General features: G+C 71.8%; 19 protein-coding genes. 10 read left to right on the top strand and 9 right to left on the bottom strand.

Annotated elements, in window-relative coordinates; translation table 11 throughout:
- Positions 1-867 carry a TatD family hydrolase gene (locus IF17_RS0122000; protein ID WP_030568539.1) on the bottom strand — a complete coding sequence of 289 codons (867 nt, stop codon included), beginning with the start codon at positions 865-867 and terminating at the stop codon, positions 1-3.
- 102 nt (positions 868-969) lie between these two features.
- On the bottom strand, positions 970-1,326 hold the full coding sequence (locus tag IF17_RS0121995) for a hypothetical protein (protein WP_018515703.1): 357 nt from the start codon (positions 1,324-1,326) through the stop codon (positions 970-972).
- A gap of 490 nt (positions 1,327-1,816) precedes the next feature.
- Between IF17_RS0121995 and IF17_RS1000000139310 the strand changes: the two genes are divergently transcribed.
- The 5 genes from IF17_RS1000000139310 to IF17_RS0121970 are packed head-to-tail and all read left to right on the top strand — an operon-like array spanning position 1,817 to position 5,804.
- Positions 1,817-1,993 (top strand): hypothetical protein, encoded by a 177-nt coding sequence (locus tag IF17_RS1000000139310; RefSeq protein WP_015609087.1) that lies wholly within the window; start codon positions 1,817-1,819, stop codon positions 1,991-1,993.
- A 10-nt stretch (positions 1,994-2,003) separates the two neighbouring features.
- Positions 2,004-2,726, top strand: coding sequence for a hypothetical protein (locus IF17_RS0121985; RefSeq protein ID WP_026242148.1), 723 nt, complete (start codon positions 2,004-2,006; stop codon positions 2,724-2,726).
- Positions 2,723-3,796 (top strand): DUF6895 family protein, encoded by a 1,074-nt coding sequence (locus tag IF17_RS0121980; RefSeq protein WP_030568536.1) that lies wholly within the window; start codon positions 2,723-2,725, stop codon positions 3,794-3,796. The genes IF17_RS0121985 and IF17_RS0121980 overlap by 4 nt, the downstream gene beginning before the upstream one ends.
- Positions 3,793-4,734 (top strand): DUF6895 family protein, encoded by a 942-nt coding sequence (locus tag IF17_RS0121975; protein ID WP_030568535.1) that lies wholly within the window; start codon positions 3,793-3,795, stop codon positions 4,732-4,734. Before IF17_RS0121980 ends, IF17_RS0121975 begins: the two co-directional genes overlap by 4 nt.
- Entirely contained in the window at positions 4,731-5,804 is a 1,074-nt protein-coding gene (locus tag IF17_RS0121970) for a serine hydrolase domain-containing protein (RefSeq protein ID WP_030568533.1), read from the top strand. The genes IF17_RS0121975 and IF17_RS0121970 overlap by 4 nt, the downstream gene beginning before the upstream one ends.
- 36 nt (positions 5,805-5,840) lie before the next feature.
- On the opposite strand, the gene rsmI is transcribed toward IF17_RS0121970, so the two are convergent.
- Positions 5,841-6,722 carry a 16S rRNA (cytidine(1402)-2'-O)-methyltransferase gene (rsmI, locus tag IF17_RS0121965; protein ID WP_209437776.1) on the bottom strand — a complete coding sequence of 294 codons (882 nt, stop codon included), beginning with the start codon at positions 6,720-6,722 and terminating at the stop codon, positions 5,841-5,843.
- A gap of 53 nt (positions 6,723-6,775) precedes the next feature.
- On the opposite strand from rsmI, the gene IF17_RS0121960 reads away from it, so the two are divergent.
- Entirely contained in the window at positions 6,776-8,542 is a 1,767-nt protein-coding gene (locus IF17_RS0121960; protein ID WP_030568529.1) for a dolichyl-phosphate-mannose--protein mannosyltransferase, read from the top strand.
- 318 nt (positions 8,543-8,860) lie between these two features.
- Here IF17_RS0121960 and IF17_RS0121950 read toward each other — a convergent pair whose 3' ends face one another.
- The 3 genes from IF17_RS0121950 to IF17_RS0121940 form a co-directional block, all read right to left on the bottom strand.
- Positions 8,861-9,196, bottom strand: a complete 336-nt coding sequence (locus tag IF17_RS0121950; RefSeq protein ID WP_030568525.1) for a hypothetical protein — start codon at positions 9,194-9,196, stop codon at positions 8,861-8,863.
- 56 nt (positions 9,197-9,252) lie between these two features.
- Positions 9,253-9,408, bottom strand: a complete 156-nt coding sequence (locus tag IF17_RS1000000138670) for a hypothetical protein (RefSeq protein ID WP_018515713.1) — start codon at positions 9,406-9,408, stop codon at positions 9,253-9,255.
- A 195-nt stretch (positions 9,409-9,603) separates the two neighbouring features.
- Positions 9,604-10,008: a DUF3592 domain-containing protein gene (locus IF17_RS0121940; protein WP_063830239.1), complete on the bottom strand. Its 405-nt coding sequence runs from the start codon at positions 10,006-10,008 to the stop codon at positions 9,604-9,606.
- 393 nt (positions 10,009-10,401) lie between these two features.
- Here IF17_RS0121940 and IF17_RS0121935 point away from each other — a divergent pair, with 393 nt between their 5' ends.
- Positions 10,402-12,048 (top strand): penicillin-binding transpeptidase domain-containing protein, encoded by a 1,647-nt coding sequence (locus IF17_RS0121935; RefSeq protein WP_030568521.1) that lies wholly within the window; start codon positions 10,402-10,404, stop codon positions 12,046-12,048.
- A 37-nt stretch (positions 12,049-12,085) separates the two neighbouring features.
- Here IF17_RS0121935 and IF17_RS0121930 read toward each other — a convergent pair whose 3' ends face one another.
- The 3 genes from IF17_RS0121930 to IF17_RS0121920 all read right to left on the bottom strand — a co-directional run bounded on the left by IF17_RS0121930 (position 12,086) and on the right by IF17_RS0121920 (position 14,392).
- Entirely contained in the window at positions 12,086-12,649 is a 564-nt protein-coding gene (locus IF17_RS0121930; RefSeq protein ID WP_030568519.1) for a 3'-5' exonuclease, read from the bottom strand.
- Between the two features lie 57 nt (positions 12,650-12,706).
- A complete protein-coding gene (locus IF17_RS0121925; RefSeq protein WP_030568517.1) occupies positions 12,707-13,087 on the bottom strand; it encodes a hypothetical protein in 381 nt (126 codons plus the stop codon).
- A gap of 162 nt (positions 13,088-13,249) precedes the next feature.
- Positions 13,250-14,392: an ArsR/SmtB family transcription factor gene (locus tag IF17_RS0121920; protein WP_032772383.1), complete on the bottom strand. Its 1,143-nt coding sequence runs from the start codon at positions 14,390-14,392 to the stop codon at positions 13,250-13,252.
- A gap of 249 nt (positions 14,393-14,641) precedes the next feature.
- Here IF17_RS0121920 and IF17_RS0121915 point away from each other — a divergent pair, with 249 nt between their 5' ends.
- The 3 genes from IF17_RS0121915 (at position 14,642) to IF17_RS0121905 (ending at position 16,673) form a co-directional block, all read left to right on the top strand.
- Complete coding sequence (locus tag IF17_RS0121915; protein WP_030568513.1) at positions 14,642-15,172, top strand: YbaK/EbsC family protein; 531 nt, start codon at positions 14,642-14,644, stop codon at positions 15,170-15,172.
- The gene (locus IF17_RS0121910; RefSeq protein ID WP_030568510.1) at positions 15,169-16,023 is read left to right on the top strand and encodes a DMT family transporter; all 855 of its coding nucleotides are present in this window, start codon (positions 15,169-15,171) and stop codon (positions 16,021-16,023) included. Before IF17_RS0121915 ends, IF17_RS0121910 begins: the two co-directional genes overlap by 4 nt.
- A 104-nt stretch (positions 16,024-16,127) precedes the next feature.
- Complete coding sequence (locus IF17_RS0121905; protein ID WP_030568508.1) at positions 16,128-16,673, top strand: hypothetical protein; 546 nt, start codon at positions 16,128-16,130, stop codon at positions 16,671-16,673.
- Positions 16,674-16,688 lie beyond the last annotated feature (15 nt).

Genomic DNA, 16,688 nt, shown 5'->3' with positions numbered 1-16,688 from the left:
TCAGAAGTCGAACGCGCGTGCCGTGTTGTCGTAGATCGCGGCGGCCAGCGTGTCCTCGTCCAGCCCCTTCACCGCAGCCATGGCGCGGAGCGTGACCGGGATGAGGTACGGGGCGTTGGGCCGTCCGCGATACGGGGCGGGGGTGAGGAAGGGCGCGTCCGTCTCGACGAGGACCAGCTCGGTGGGGGCGACGGCGAGCGCGTCGCGCAGCGGCTGGGCGTTCTTGAAGGTCATGTTGCCGGCGAAGGACATGAAGTACCCGGCCCGCGCGCAGACCTCGGCCATCTCGGCGTCGCCGGAGTAGCAGTGGAAGACGGTCCGCTCGGGCGCGCCCGCGTCGGCCAGGACCCGCAGGACGTCCGCGTGCGCGTCCCGGTCGTGGATGACCAGGGCCTTGCCGTGCCGCTTGGCGATCTCGATGTGGGCCCGGAACGACTCCTCCTGGGCGGCGATGCCCTCGGGGCCCGTACGGAAGAAGTCCAGGCCCGTCTCGCCGACCCCGCGCACATGGTCGAGGGCGGCCAGCGCGTCGATCTCCGCCAGCGCGTCGTCCAGCGCCGCCTTGCCGCCGGGTTCCCGGGCCCCCTGCCGCGCGGTCCCGTCCGGGTCGCCGTGGACGATGCGCGGGGCCTCGTTCGGGTGCAGGGCGACCGAGGCGTGGACGGCGGGGTGGGCGGCGGCGGTCTCGGCGGCCCAGCGGGAGCCGACCACGTCGCAGCCCACCTGGACCACCGTCGTGACGTTCACCGCGGCGGCCCGGGCGAGGGCCTCCTCGACGGTGGCGTCCTGCATGTCCAGGTGGGTGTGGGAGTCGGCGACCGGGACCCGGAGGGGTTCGGGCAGCGGCGGGGCTTCGGTACGGCTCATGCGGACGACTCTACGAGGGCCCGGTTCACCGGCGTACGAGGACGGGGTCCTCACGCGGGGAGGCGCGACGCCGGTGGGCCGGGCCCGGTCACACCACCCTCGTCACCTGCGGTGGAAGGGGTGGAGCAGGTCCGACAGCCGCCAGTGGCGGTCGGCGGAGCGGGCGGCCGGGACCTTCTCCGGGGCCCGCTTGGCGCTCTTCGGCGTGTGCAGGAACTGCTGCGCACCGGCCACCCGGCCCGCCCGCATGATGCGCACAACGTGCCCGTCGCAGTTGGCGCAGGTGGGCGTGGAGAGCGGGGACGGCACACGCTCACCGTCGGCCTTGTAGACGACGAACTCGTGACCGTGGACGTCCACGTGGTGCTCTATCTCGTAGGACTGCTCCCAGCCGTACCCGCACCGCATGCAGGCGAAGGCGTACGCCTCATGGACGGTGGTCGCTGCGATCTCGCTCATACCCGCTCCTCTTGTCCGCCGGTCAGGCACTCCGGGGAAGGCCGGCCCGCCCGAGGGTTTCGAGCAGGTGGCCCGTTCCTTCCAGTGGACACCCGCGCCGGGGCGGACGCACCAGCTCAGAGCCGTTGTTGATGCGTTCTTGGCCTCCTTTTGCCGCCCTTTGCCGCCGCATGGCCCGCGACAGGCCGGCCCGTGACCGGCGGACGGGACAGCGGGTGAGCGGCGGACCACCGAGCGCCCCCGAACGCGCCCGCCACCCGGGGCGAATGCGCCCGCGCACCACCCCCACCCGACCCCCCACAATTCCCCGAATTCTCAACGCCTAATCACCCATTCGCCGCATGAATTCATCATTCAATTGAATCCCCTATTACCACGGATGTCCGGTCCCGATTTGCGGCGCTCCCATTCCTCCCTTTCACTCGGAACGTACGTCAAGCGTGACTCGGTACGTACACCAACCCGATTTCCCACAGGATGGGGAGCACCCATGTACACCACGGACACCACTGCCACCGACATCGAGCTCGACCTCGACACGGCGCTCAACCCGGGCGAGATCGACGGCGTCTACCGCGACTCCCGCGAGTGCGCCTACCTCGCGCTTCTCGCCGGCGGCGGGGCCCTGCTGCTTTCGCCTCCGACCCCGCGCCCGAAGAAGGGCTGAACGTCGGAACATGGACCAGACACATGCTTCGTCCCCGCTCGCGGGTGCCGTGCATGACCTGGCAACAGAGGTGGTCCTCGCTCTTCGGAGCGGGGACCACCTCGCCACGGTATGCGGCGCGGCAGGAATCGACGAGGAGAACCGGACCGGAATTGCGGCCGCGCGGGTCATCGGTGCCGATCTGCTGCTCCCGAGTGTTCTGTACGGGCGTCATCCGCATCCGGGAGACGTCGCCGTGCTCGACCGGGCGGTACGGGAATTCCCGCCCAAGCCCGACGCTCCGGCCGCCACGGCCTGGAGCCACTGGCACATGATCTCCACGCTCCAGCGCATGGCGCAGCCCCCGGGCACGACAGGCACGACCGGCACGGCTTCCCCCGGAACCTACGAGGAGCCCGACGCCGCCTGGCTGGAGCAGGCGCCCTGGCAGTCCTTCACCCACCAGCTCTCGGTCCTCGCCCCCCTCGCCGTACCGGCCGCGCCCTCGGCCGTGCAGCGGGCCGCGGCGGCCCGGGCGGTCGACCTCGCGCGCGGCTTCGTCCGCGCGGTGCGGCGGCGCGACTGGCTCCAGGCGGCGGGCGCGGGCCGCTGGCTCGCGGCGATCGGCGGCGAACCGGCGACCCTGGGCCTGGAGCGCGGCCTCGACTTCGTCGAGCTGATGGGCGGCCACGACCCGCGCGTCACCCTGCACGTCCGGGCGGCCCGGCTGATGGCCGAGGCGAGGGCGCGATGACGACGACCGCGACGCAAGGGCCCCAGGGGCGCCCGGAGAATCGGGCCCCTCGCCGTGAGGCACACCCCGGCCAGGCCCCCCGGGGCCACGCCTCCCCCGGCGCCGCGCTCGCCGTCCTCCCGCACCTCCTGCGTACCGCCCTCGCCTGGACCGACGCACACCGGGCGGAGTTCGCGCTCCCCGACGACGTCCTGGACCCCCGCACCCAGGTCAACGCCACCCTCAAACCCCTCGGCGAACTGGCCCAGCTCTGCTCCACGGTCCGCGCCGCCACCGCCCCCGGAACCCCGGAACACGAGGTGGCCGGGGACCTCGTCACGTACGCCTGGGAGCAGGTCGGCGCGGGCGACCTGCTCCTGGAACTGCTGCGTACGGAGCCCTTCGCGGCGTACCCGTACGAGATCTACGCCGCCTTCGCCGGGTACGGGCTGCGCCACGAGGGGTTCGAGGCCCTGGCCCGCCCGCTCACCGCGACCCGCGCCTGGGCCCACACCGAGCAGCACGCCAACCGGCAGCTCGGGCTGATCAACTCCGAGCGGCGGGTGGGGGTCCTGACCCACACCGACGCGGGCGCGGTGCTGTCCCGGACCTGGCTGGGCGGGCTCTCGGAGCCGTGGATGTTCGAGGGCCCGTCCGGCTACGCGCTGACCCACACCGTCTTCCACCTCACCGACTGGGGCCGGATGCCCGACCGGGTGCCGGAGAAGACGGACGCGTACCTGCGGACCTGGCTGCCCGCGTGGGCCGACGGCTGTCTGGAGAGCGGCCAGTGGGACCTCACGGGCGAGCTGCTGGCGGTCGGCGCCTCGCTGCCGGGCCCGCCGCCGCTGGAGCTGCTGGACGCGGTGTGGCCGGTGCTGGCGGACGTCCAGCACACGACGGGCTGCGTCCCGGAGACCGGCGTACCGGTGCAGGACACGGCGCCGGATCCGTACCCCTTCATCGACTGCTACCACTCCACCCTCGTCACGGCATTCGCGGCGGCCCTGTCCTTGAGGTCCTTGAGGTCCTTGAGGTCGCTGACGGACGGGGCCGGGTCCAGGTCCGGCCGGGAAAGGCACACCCCATGAGCAGCGGAAACACCGGCATCCAGCAGATCCACGACGTCGGGGCGAAGGCCCTGGGCTGGCTGTACGAGCACCGCGAAGGGTTCCGTCTGGAGGCCGACCCGTCCCCGGAGGCGGGGATGCTGGACCGGTTCAAGCCGCTGGGCGAGCTGGCGCTGATCGGGAAGGTCATCTTCCGCGAGGGGGTGGCGGGCTCGCAGCAGTCCGCGCTCGCGCACAAGCTGCTGGACCACGCCTGGCACGAGCTGCTGGACTCCGGGGCCCGGCTGCTGGAGGGCCAGCGGCGCGAACCGCTCTCGCCGGTACCGCTGGAGGTCTACGTACCGTTCCGGGAGCTGGGCTACCGGCAGCCGGACCTGGAGTCCGCAATCCGCCTCAACCACCGCCTGGCCAGCTGGGCGGCGCTGGAGGTGCTGCCGGTGCGGCGCCTCGGCCTCAGCGCGATCGAGCGGCGGTTCGGGGTGGAGCCGAGCGTTCCGGAGACTGCGGCGCTGGCGCACACCTGGCTGGCGCGACGGCCCGAGCCGTGGACGGTGGAGGGCCACATCGGCTACGACATCACGCACACGGTCTTCCACCTGACGGACTGGGGCGAGAAGCCCGCGGACCTCCCCGTCGACATCGCCGAGTACCTGGAACTCTGGCTTCCGGCCTGGCTGGACGACTGGCTCGACCTGAAGCGGTGGGACCTGCTGGGCGAACTGCTGGTGGTGGACGCGTGCCTGCCCTCCCCCACGCTGGACGCGGCGGCCTGGCAGGGGTTCGCCCAGGCGCAGCAGCCGGACGGGGCGATGCCGGTGGTGGGCGACATGCCGGAGGGCGACGAGGAGTCGGTGTTCGACCTGGTCTACCACCCGACGCTGGTCGCCGCGTTCGCCTCGGCGCTGGCGATGAGCCGGGCGCTGTCGGACCTGAGCGCCCCTGCGACGGCCCCGGCATGACGGAGGTGACGGGCGTGACGGCGGCGGCCCCGGTGACGGCTGTCGGCTCTTCGGCCACCGCCAGATTGCTCGCGGAGTCGGCCGACCGGATCGACGCCCCGGACGTGGTGCTCGCGATGAGCCGGGGCGGGGTCCGTACGGTCCACACGGGCGGCAGCGCGGAAGCCGGCCCGGTCGCCCGGGAGCAGCTCCACTACGAACTGGGCTCGGCCTCCAAGCCGTTCGCGGGGCTGCTGCTGGCCCGGCTGGTGGCGCAGGGGAGGGTGCGGTACGAGGACCGGGCGGCGGACCTGCTGGCCCCGGGCTTCCCGGTGCACCCGGCGGTGCGGCGGATCACGCTGCGCCATCTGCTGACCCACACCTCGGGGCTGCCGGGCCTGCCCGCCGACTTCTACCCGCAGGCGGTGCCGCGGTGGTCGACGGACCCGTACGGGAACTACCCGGCGGACCGGGTGGTCCGGGCCTTCCTCCGCGCCCGCCCGCGCCACCGCCCCGGCACGCGCTGGCACTACTCGAACTTCGCGGTCTCCGTCCTCGGCCACACCTTGGCCGCCGCCACCGGAACCCCGTGGGAGGTGCTGCTGCACCAACAGGTGCTGGCCCCGCTGGGCCTGGAGGCCACGCTGCTGCGCCCTGGCCCGGACTCCACCGACGCGACGGGTCACCGCCGCGACGGAACCCCGCTGCCGGCGCTGGACACGGGGGGCTTCACGGCGGCGGGGGCACTCCGCTCGTCACCGCTGGACCTGCTGACGTTCCTGGAGGCTCATGCGGGGGGCGCTTCGGGCTCCCCGACCGACCCCACCCTGGCCGCCGCGCTCACCGAGGTGACCCGCCCGGTGCTGCGGCGGGGCTGGCGCCACGCGCACACCCACACGCTGACGTGGTTCCAGCACCCGACCCCGTACGGCCCGGTCCTGTTCCATGCCGGAGCGACCCTGGGCCAGCAGGCGTTCCTCGGCTTCCGCCCCGGCACGGGTCTGGCGGTGGTGGCGACGGCGACAAGGCGGGTGCACCGGGCGGACACGTTCGTGGCGACGGCGTACGGACTGCTGACGGAAACGCCGTAAGCACGCTGACGGCCACGGCTACGGCCACGGCCACGGCTACGGCTTGGGCGGAGCCTTCTCCGCGTTCTTGGCGGCCACCACCGCGTCGAACACCTCCCGCTTGGGCACCCCGGCGGCGGCGGCGACAGCGGCGATGGCCTCCTTGCGCCGCTCCCCCGCCTCCTCCCTCACGCGCACGCGCCGGACGAGCTCCTCGGCGTCCAGCCCCTCGTCACCGGAGTCGGTGGCACCTTCCACGACGACGGTGATCTCGCCCCGTACGCCGTCCTCGGCCCACACGGCCAGCTCACCGAGCGGACCGCGCTTGACCTCCTCGTACGTCTTGGTCAGCTCCCGGCACACGGCGGCGCGCCGCTCGGCGCCGAAGACCTCGGTCATGGCGGCGAGGGTGTCGTCGAGCCGGTGGGGGGCCTCGAAGAAGACCATGGTGCGCCGCTCGTCGGCGTTCTCACGGAGCTTGGAGAGCCGCTCCCCGGCCTTGCGCGGGAGGAACCCCTCGAAGCAGAAGCGGTCGACGGGCAGCCCGGAGAGGGCCAGGGCGGTCAGTACGGCGCTCGGCCCCGGCACGGCGGTGACGCGAATGTCCTTCTCCACCGCGGCGGCGACGAGCCGATAGCCCGGGTCGGACACGGACGGCATTCCCGCATCCGTGACGAGCAGCACCCGGGCGCCCCCCACCAAGGCTTCCACGAGCTCCGGCGTACGGGCGGACTCGTTCCCCTCGAAGTAGGAGACGACACGCCCCGAGGTGTGGATGCCGAGCGCCTGGGTGAGCCGGCGCAGCCGCCGGGTGTCCTCGGCGGCGACGACGTCGGCCCGCTCCAGTTCGGCGGCCAGGCGTGGCGGGGCGTCCGCCACGTCACCGATGGGGGTCCCTGCGAGCACGAGCGTTCCAGTCGTTCCAGTCACATCAGCCATCCTCGCAGCACGCGCAGCACCCTTCGCACAGATGCGTTCCCTACGATGGCGCGGTGACCAGTACCGCACCCGAGACCCAGCGGGGCCAAGACGCCGGGGACCCGCTCGGCGAACAGCCGACGTCCTGGCAACGGCGGCTGCGCCGCTTCGGCCATGTCCCGCGCCCGGAGACCTCTCTCCGCGACCGGCTGGACCCGCCCTGGACGCGGCCGGGCCGGCAGGTGTGGTCGGTGCTCGCGATCCCGCCTCACGTGGCGGACCGGCTGGTGCGCTGGTCGGCCTGGGGCGGCCCGCTCCTGGTCACCCTGGTCGCGGGCCTGCTGCGCTTCTGGCGGCTGGACCAGCCGAACGCGGTGATATTCGACGAGACGTATTACGCGAAGGACGCGTGGGCGCTGGTCAACCAGGGGTACGAGGGTTCGTGGCCCAAGGACGTCGACAAGCTGATCCTGAAGGACCCGTCCTCCGTCCCGATCCCGACCGACCCCGGCTATGTGGTGCACCCGCCGGTCGGCAAGTGGATCATCGGGTTCGGTGAGCAGCTGTTCGGCTTCACGCCGTTCGGCTGGCGGTTCATGGTGGCGGTGCTGGGCACGATCTCCGTCCTGCTCCTCTGCCGGATCGGCCGGCGGCTGTTCCGCTCGACGTTCCTGGGCTGCCTGGCGGGGCTGCTGCTCGCGCTGGACGGGCTGCACTTCGTGATGAGCCGGACCGCGCTGCTGGACCTGATCGTGATGTTCTTCGTCCTGGCGGCGTTCGGCTGCCTGGTGGTGGACCGGGACCGCTCCCGCCGCCGACTGGCCGACGCGCTGCCGGTGGACGAGGAGGGGGTGCTGCGCCCGGACGCCCGGATCGCGGAGACGCTGCGGCTGGGCTGGCGGCCGTGGCGGCTGGGCGCGGGCGTGATGCTGGGCCTGGCGTTCGCGACGAAGTGGAACGGCCTGTACGTGCTGGCGGCGTTCGGCCTGATGACGGTGTTGTGGGACGTAGGAGCGCGCCGCACGGCGGGCGCGGCGAGGCCGTACATGGCGGTGCTGCGCCGGGACCTGGTCCCCGCGTTCTTCTCCACGGTCCCGGTGGCGATCGTCACGTACATCGTCTCCTGGACCGGCTGGATCGTCACGGACAAGGGCTACTACCGCAACTGGGCGGCCACGGAAGGCAAGGGCTCGTCCTGGAGCTGGCTCCCGGACTGGCTGCGGAGCCTGTGGCACTACGAGACCCAGGTGTACGACTTCCACGTCGGCCTGACCTCGGGCCACACGTACGAGTCGAACCCCTGGAGCTGGCTGGTCCTGGGCCGCCCCGTCTCCTACTTCTACGAGGAGCAGGCGGGCTGCAAGGAGTCCTCCACGGGCAAGTGCGCCACCGAGGTGCTGGCCATCGGCACCCCGCTGCTCTGGTGGCTGGCGTGCTTCGCCCTCGCGTACGTGGTGTGGCGCTGGCTCTTCCGCCGCGACTGGCGGGCCGGCGCGATCGCCTGCGGCGTGGCGGCAGGCTGGGTGCCCTGGTTCTTCTACCAGGAGCGCACGATCTTCCTCTTCTACGCGGTGGTGTTCGTCCCGTTCCTCTGCCTGGCGGTCACGATGCTCCTGGGCGCGATCGTGGGCCCGGCAGCAGGCACGGGCGCCCGCGCGGACCTGGGCCTCACCTCCAAGGACCCGACAGGCGAACGCCGCCGCACCCTGGGCGCGATCGCGGCGGGCGTGCTGGTGCTCCTGATCATCTGGAACTTCATCTACTTCTGGCCCCTGTACACGGGGACATCGATCCCGGAGGACTTGTGGCGGGACCGGATGTGGCTGGACACGTGGGTGTAGCCGACGACTGCTAGGTCCGCTGGTCCGACTTAGCGGCGTTCAGGCTTCAGCCACCGCCGGTGCTGGGGTGCTTGCGTCGGCGTAGCAGTGCCCTCGCCCAGAGCGTCAGGCCCACCAGAGTCAGGATCGCCGCTCCTCCGATGACCACGGGGATGGCCCCCATGAGAAGGAACGTGACCAACAGCTCTGCCCACGTCGGCTCCTCGACCATCGTCCTGCCGCTTTGCTCCATGGACACCACGACGCGGGCAGGCAACAGCTAGTTCCCGATGCGCGCAGGGAAGTACGGGCGGCGCCGGGGCCTGAGGCCGAGGCTGCTCAATCGCAGCTGAGGCCGTGCAGAGCGGGCCACACGGGGTTGGCGTTGGAGCCATGGATCAGCAAAGTGCCTTCCTTGGGGCCCCACTTCAGCTCGTACGACCCGGCCGCGATGGGGCGGATGCCGTCGTCGGCCGTCCATGAGCCCATCGGCTTCCAGCCCACGCCGCCGGTCCCCACCGCGAACACCTCGCCGCTGCCCGCGAGAACGAACGACGCCTCCCTGACCACGGCTCGGCCGACCACCGCCAGCGCATCGGTCCAGCCGATGGCTCCGGCCAGCACCGCGCAGCCCACGGCCGCCCATCGGTACGTGGAGGGGCGCCCCGCCCGCATGCTCAGGATTCTGTTGCGTCAACAGGTTTCCTGGCTCCCTCTAACAACTCCGACGGTTAGAAGAAGTGCTTGCGTCCACCGACCGCGCGGCCGGTCGCACCCAGGATCCACAGGACCACACCCACGACGATGAGAATACTGCCGATCGTGGTCAGCAGGCCCATGCCAACAAGCAGGCCGATAATAAGCAGAAGAAGTCCAAGGAGGATCATTTTCAGTTCCCATCGTCAAGTCCGGTTTTAGGCGCTTGTGCGCCTAACTTCACAACGGCCTCAGTTCACCCCACCGGTATGTCCCGGCTCCGAATGTCGCCAGGACCTCGTTGCGTTGGTCCTAGTGCCCGGCAATTCCGCGTTCACTCATCACGGCGAAAATTTGTTCCCAGGCCGTCCGCCAGCCCTTGTTGATCAAGCTTCGGACCCCCGCTGACGAGCCAGGAAGACCGCTGCCACGGCCGCCACCGTCAGGAAGAGCAGGGCCGCCCCGCCCGACAGCGCCGCCAGCACCGCTGCCCCGCCGCCCCCGACGTCCTCCTCGCGGGCCGCCACCTGAGGGTCGTCCGCCTGGTACCGGACCGCCAGCGAGGCGCCCACCGACTGCTTGCCGCCGCCGCTGCCCACCGGGAGTTCCGCGATCACCGTCCGGCCGCCGGCCTCGAACTTCACCTGGCAGTGGCCGGCCATGCACGAACCGGCCGTGTGCAGCGTCGCCTGAGCCCGCTCGCCGTCCTGGAGGGAGCGCAGATGCTGGGCCGCCGGGAGCATGACCAGGAGTGACAAAGCGCCCAGCAGCAGGCCGAGCACCAGCGACATCACCAAGGACGCACGCGGTCCCAAGGTGGTCGCGGACGGCTTCCGCCGGTCCGCACCGGGCGCTCCCGCGTTCGTCGTACCGTCCACGCCTCTCGACATCCGCATCCCCCGCCTCGACCTACACCGCGCCCCGCAGATGAGCAGGGTAGGTGACGGGGCCGGCCGCCCTCATGTGCCGATGTCGGCACGCCCGGGACAGCCCCGCTGCCCGCTCCCGGCAACGGAGGGCCTGGTTCCGCAGATACATCCGGACAGCACGTCCAGAGAGCGCTTTCCAGCCAAGCGTTCCGGTCCGATAACAACACCCTCACCCACCGCACCAACCCCTTAGGGTTCCTCACAGTTGCCCCTTGAACGTGTTCAGGGGCACTCCTGGGGAGGGGGACTGCACAGATGCGCAGTGGAGCGAAGGTCGCCGTGGTCGGCGGAGTATTCGTCCTGGCGGCCGGCGGCATCGGCTACGGGGCCTACAGCGTGCTCGGGAGCGACGGGGGCGGGGACGGCGGCAAGGTCGCCTCCCGGAACGCGACGCCCGAGGTGAAGACAGGGCCGCCGAGCCCTGAGGAGATAACGGAGACGTCGAAGAGCTTCTTCGACGCCTGGGCCGCAGGGGACGCCGCGACCGCCGCCCTGCTGACCAACAACGAGGCCGAAGCGGAGCCCGTACTCGCCTCGTACGGCGAGGACGCCCACATCGGCAAGGTGAAGATCACCCCGGGGCCGGCCGTCGGCACGACGGTCCCCTACACCGTCAAGGCCACCGTCTCCTACGGCGGGAAGGCCAAGCCCCTGTCGTACGCCTCCGAGCTCACCGTCGTCCGCGGGCTGGCGGCCGGGAAGGCCCTGGTCGACTGGCAACCCACCGTCGTACATCCGAAGTTGACCGAGGGTGCGACGCTGATGACGGGCGAGTCGTCGACGGCGGCCATCGAAGCCGTCGACCGCAACGGCACCGTGCTCACCAAGGAGAAGTACCCCTCCCTGGGCACGATCCTGGACACTCTGCGCCAGAAGTACGGTGAATCCGCTGGCGGTTCGCCCGGCGTCGAGACCTGGATCGACCCCGCCGAGGACGGGCAGGCCGACATCAACCTGCTGACCCTCGCCAAGGGCAAGCCCGGCAAGGTACGGACGTCGCTCGACGCCGGTGTCCAGGCCGCGGCCGAGCAGGCGGTCAAGCGCTTCGCCGAGTCCTCGGTGGCGGCGGTACAGCCGTCCACAGGCGCGATCCTCGCCATCGCCAACAACCGCAAGGACGGTTACAACGCGGCCATGAGCGGCCAGTTGGCCCCCGGCTCCACGATGAAGATCGTGACAGCGGCGATGATCATCCAGAACGGTCTCGGGAGCATCGACTCCGCGGTGGAGTGCCCGGCCACCGTCCAGTGGGAGGGGGTGACCTTCCACAACCTCAAGGACTTCTCCATCCGCAACGCCACGTTGCGAGAAGCCTTCGCGCAGTCCTGCAACAGCACCTTCATCAAGCCGATCAAACCGCTCGGCGGCCGGGCCGGAACGGCTCTGGGCCAGGAGGCCCGTGACTACTTCGGCCTCGGCCAGGACAACTGGCAGACCGGTGTGCCCTCCTTCGACGGCAGGATCCCGGAGTCCTCGGGGACCGAGACCGCGGCCTCGTACATCGGTCAGGGGAAGGTGCTGATGAGCCCCCTGAACATGGCGTCGGTGACCGCCACGGTGAAGAACGGCGGCTTCAAGCAGCCGTATCTGATCGCCCGCGCGCTGGACAACCGGCCGTTCGCCGGCGCCCGTCCGCTCCCGGCCGGTGTGGCCGAGCAGCTGCGGCAGATGATGCGCTACACCGCGACCAGCCCCACGGGCACCGGCACCAGATCCATGGCGACCGTCGGCGGCGACAAGGGCGCCAAGACCGGTTCGGCGGAGGTCGACGGGCAGACGTCGAACAGCTGGTTCACCGGCTTCAGCAACGACCTGGCCGCAGCGGCGGTCGTCCAGTCCGGCGGCCACGGCGGCGACGCGGCGGGCCCCCTGGTGGCGGAGGTGCTGCGCGCGGGGCGCTGAGGCCCGAACCGACAGCGTACGGGACACCGGGCCCGGCTCACCCGGCCGGCCAGTCACCCCGCCCCGCCACGTCCAGCACCAGGGCGGCGATGTTCCACGCGTCGTCGTCGCCCCGGTGGTGGCGGCCCTCCAGCGGCAGACCCGCCAGCTCCAGGGCCTGGGCCATGCCTGGGCGGCGGCGGAGTCCGTACGCGGTGGTGAAGACGGCCTTCGCGTTGGTGTGGCGCTCCCCGAAGGGGTACTCCGTGCCCGTCCGCCGGCACTGGAGCGTGAACTGCTTGCGGTCGTAGTCGCCCCAACTGGCCCAGGGTAGATGGCCCGTACGGTGTTCGGAGGCCAGAGCCCGGCACGCCTCGGCGAAGGTCAGGCCCCCGTTCACCTCTGCCTGCGTCAGGCCCGTCAGCTCCGCGCAGAAGGGGCTGACCTCCGAGCGCGCGGGGCGGACCAGCAGGCGGTGCTTCGCCACCCGCTCCCCCGCGCGCAGGTCGACGACGGTGAGGCCGATCTCGATGATCTCGTTCACCTGGCCGTGCGGGGGCTCCCCCTCCCAGCACGTCGCTTCGACGTCGACGACGTTCAGCAGCTGCTCGCCCATGCCCATGGGGCGAGGGTAGGAGGACCCTCGCCCCACGTCACCCGGGTATCGGCCCGGGCAGAGCTAGGACGCGAGCCTGATCGAGTTGATCGGGGTCAGGTTCACGTCCCAGAAGGTCCACGTCGGCATCTTCTCGCCGCAGCCGACCCCGTCGTACCCCGTGCACAGCTGCACGGTGGCGCCGTCCGACTGGTTGTTGAACACCCGGTGGGTGCCTGTCTGGTTGTTGAGGTTGTAGACGCCGTACCGGAAGTACGTCGCCTCCGGCCGGTTGCCGTTCCAGGACGCGCCCGGGTAGATGCAGACGTACCCGGAGCGGCATCCCGCGTAGGTGTCCTGGGCGTCCTGGGTGTCGGACGCGCCGGCCTGCGCCCCCGCTCCCGTCGCCAGGACGGCCCCCGCCGTGAGCATGAGCGTCACTGCCGCTCGTACGAAACTGCGCATGTCGTTTCCCTCCCTGCACCGGGCCCCTGGACCCGGCGCTCCCCTGTGGGATGAGTGATTCCGGTCTTGTCCGGGCGGCCGGCCTGCGGCGTTCCCTCCCGCAGGCCGGCCGCCCGGATGGCAGAAGCGTGGCAGGGACCCCGCCGCTCGCGCCGCACCCTTTCACCAGGGTGAAACCGTCGCCGGGCGAGGCACCGGCAGCGGTCGCTCCGAAGAGCCGGCCCCGCTCTCCTCCAGCAACTGCCGCCCGAGCGGCGTCGGGTGGTGGAGCACGCACCGGCCCTCCTTGCGGCAGGCGGCGAGGCCCGCCTCGCGCAGGATCGCCAGTTGCTGGCAGGTGTTGGGGAGCGAGCAGCCCACGGCGAGGGCCAGTTCGGACGTAGTGGCGCATCCGCGGGCGGCCACCTCGTACAGGAGCGCGGCGCGCGTCGGGCCCAGCAGCCGGGCGAGCGAGGCGCCCGAGACTGCGGGCAGCTGGACCGGCTTCGCCACCGGGTAGACCAGCACCGGCAGCAGGTCCCCGTCGAACAGCGTGATCGGCTTGCGCCAGCAGAAGTACGACGGCACCAGGAGCAGGCCGCGCCCGGCCAGGTGGAGGTCCCGGTCAACCGGGTACGTCACCTCCAGTACGGGCGGGCTCCACCGGGCCATCGGCCGGAACGTCTCCAGCAGGGCCCGGGTGCCGCCTGCCGCGAGTTCCCGGGAGCGCCAGGCGACGTCCGAGGCCATCGCCGCGTCGATCCAGGGTCGGTACGGGGCGACGAACTTCGCGTCGTACGCCGTGAGCAGCCCCCCGAGCGCCCGCAGCGCCTCCGCATCACCCCGTGCGAGCCGCTCCGCCGCGAACGGCCGAAGCCGTGCCGCTCGCGCCACCGGCCGAGCCCCCGGCCCCACGAAAGCCCCCGCCCCCGACTCCGCGAGCAGCGTGAACTCCCGCCGCAACCGGCTGCGCGGCGTCGCCAGCACCCGGTCCACGCCCTGCCGCAGGTCGGCGATACCGCCGTCCACCGCAGGGGTCAGGAAGTCGGGGATGTACGGCCCGGACGGCATCAGACTGCGCAGCGCGACCGCCACCGCACGGCCGGCCCCGCTGCCCTCTGCTCGCTCGCCTCCGCCTTCTCGTCCTCCTCCCCCGCCGCCCCCTCGCAGCAGAGGGGCCACCGCCCGCCGCCAGGGCCCGAACGCGAGCCGGCCCTCGTCGGTCTGGAGGCGGCAGACGCTGCACACGATCTCCCAGAGCGGGTCCGAGCTCCGGGCGATGCGGACGTACTCCAGGTCCTGGGCGGTGAAATGGATGCGCAACATGATTTCCCCCTTGTCGCACTTTCCTGTACATATCGCCCTATCACTGTGGCGCGCGGGACCGAACCCGTGATCCGCACCCGCCACATCCGGCCAGGGGCCACCCCCGGATTGGCCGGATGTCCTGGCGTAAGGGCGCGGGGGCGCACGCGAAGGGTCGCGGGACCACCCCCGGGACCCCTCGTGACCACCCCCGGACCACCCCCCGGAACCCCCTCGCATGCACCATGCACGGACCGCTAGCGTGCAGCCATGAGCACTCCCGACACCTCCGACGCCCCCGAGCCGTCTCCCTCCACCGCACCCGTCTCCCTCGCCCACCCCCGGTTCGCCGAGGCGCTGGCCGAGCTGGGCCTCCAGGTCGAGGTGCGCCGCTTCCCCGACGCGACCCGTACGGCGGCCGAGGCCGCGGCGGCGGTCGGCTGCGCGCTGAGCGAGATCGTCAAGTCCCTGGTCTTCACGGCGGACGGCGTCCCAGTGCTGGTCCTCATGGACGGCTCCTCGCGGGTGGACGTGGAACTCGTACGGCGTGAGCTCGGCGCGCAGAAGGTCAAGCGGGCCGACGCGGACCTGGTCCGGCAGACGACCGGGTACGCCATCGGGGGCGTACCGCCCTTCGGCCACTCGACCCGCACCCGCGTCCTGGCCGACCGGCGGCTCCTGGACCACGCCGTGGTCTGGGCGGCGGCGGGCACCCCGCACACGGTCTTCCCGCTCGACCCCAAGACGCTGATCGCCCACGCGGGCGCGACGGTTGCGGATGTGCGCGAGCCCGCCAAGTGACCCCGCTGGTCGCCCTCGCGGTCCTCTTCGCCGCGATAACGCACGCCAGCTGGAACGCCATCGCCCACGCCATCAAGGACCAGCTGATCTCCTTCACGCTGATCTCCGGCGGCGGCCTGCTGATCGGCGCGGCGATGGCCCTCTTCGCCCCGCTCCCGGCGGCGGAGGCGTGGCCGTACCTCCTGGTCTCCGCCGTGCTGCACGTGGCGTACATGATGCTGCTGATGCGGTCGTTCACCCTCGGCGACTTCGGCCAGATGTACCCGATCGCCCGGGGCACGGCCCCGCTCGTGGTGACCGTCCTGGCGGCGGTCTTCGTCGGCGAGCGCCCGGACGCGTGGGCGACGGCGGGTGTCGCGGTGACCTCGGCCGGCCTGGTCGGCCTGGCCCTCTGGGGCATCCGGGGCTCCGGCAAGCGCCCGCACTGGCCCGCGATCGTGGCGGCCCTCGGCACGGGCCTGGCGATCGCCGGGTACACGACGGTCGACGGCGTCGGCGTACGGGCCTCCGGCACACCGCTCGGTTACGTCGCGTGGCTGATGATCCTGGAGGGCCTGGCGATCCCGGCGTACGCGTACTACCGCCGCCGCACCGAACTGACCGCCCAGCTCCGGCCGTTCGCGGTACGGGGCCTGCTCGGCGCGGGCCTCTCGGTCGTCGCGTACGGGCTCGTCCTCTGGGCCCAGACCCGGGCTCCGCTCGCCCCGATCGCGGCGCTGCGGGAGTCCTCGATCATCGTGGGCGCGGCGATTGGCACGCTGTTCTTCAAGGAGCGTTTCGGGGCACCGAGGATCGCGGCGGCGGGGCTGATGGTGGTGGGCATCGGACTGATGCTGCACACGACGAGCTGATGCCCCCGCCCCGCCGGACAGGCCGGGACTGACCGCGACGGTCAGGGCGGACCTGGTGATCCGCCCGTGGACCGTCCTGCTGAGTGAGGGCAGGATCGGACCCTATGGGTAACGAGATGGTGATAGCGCTGATCGGAGCGGGGAGCGCCCTCGCGGGTGCTCTGCTCGGTGGGGCGGCGGCGGTGATGGGGGCGGCCAGGGCGGCTCGGAGCGCCTACTTCGGGCCGCTGGACGTCGCACGCCGCGAGGGCCAGCGCGAGGCATACGTGGCGCTGCTCAAGGCGGCCGACACATATGAGGCAGAGACGGCCACGGCGCTCGGGTACGCGCGCCTCCCGCACTCCGACCGGGATGAGCGTGCCCGGTACCGAAGTGCCATCTCCTCGGCAGCCATGCCGCAGCCGGTGGCGGCCTCTGTCCGGCAGGTCGAACTGGAGGGACCGACCCGCGTCGCCGAGGCCGCCAAGGCTGTTCGGGCAGCTGCTCAGGAACTCGCCGTCACCTTGACCGGCATTGAGGGCGGCTTCGAGAACCCTGACGAAGGCTTGGACCCGGCGATGCCGGATCAAGCCCACGCACAGCACGAGGCCTTGCGGTCTGCGATCAACGCGTTCGCCGACGTCGCGGGCAAGCGCCTCAACACCTGGTAGCCGAAACGGCGCCGG

Source organism: Streptomyces cyaneofuscatus (assembly GCF_000718135.1).
GTDB classification, from domain to species: Bacteria; Actinomycetota; Actinomycetes; order Streptomycetales; family Streptomycetaceae; genus Streptomyces; species Streptomyces cyaneofuscatus.
This window is presented reverse-complemented; position numbering and strand designations above follow the sequence as displayed.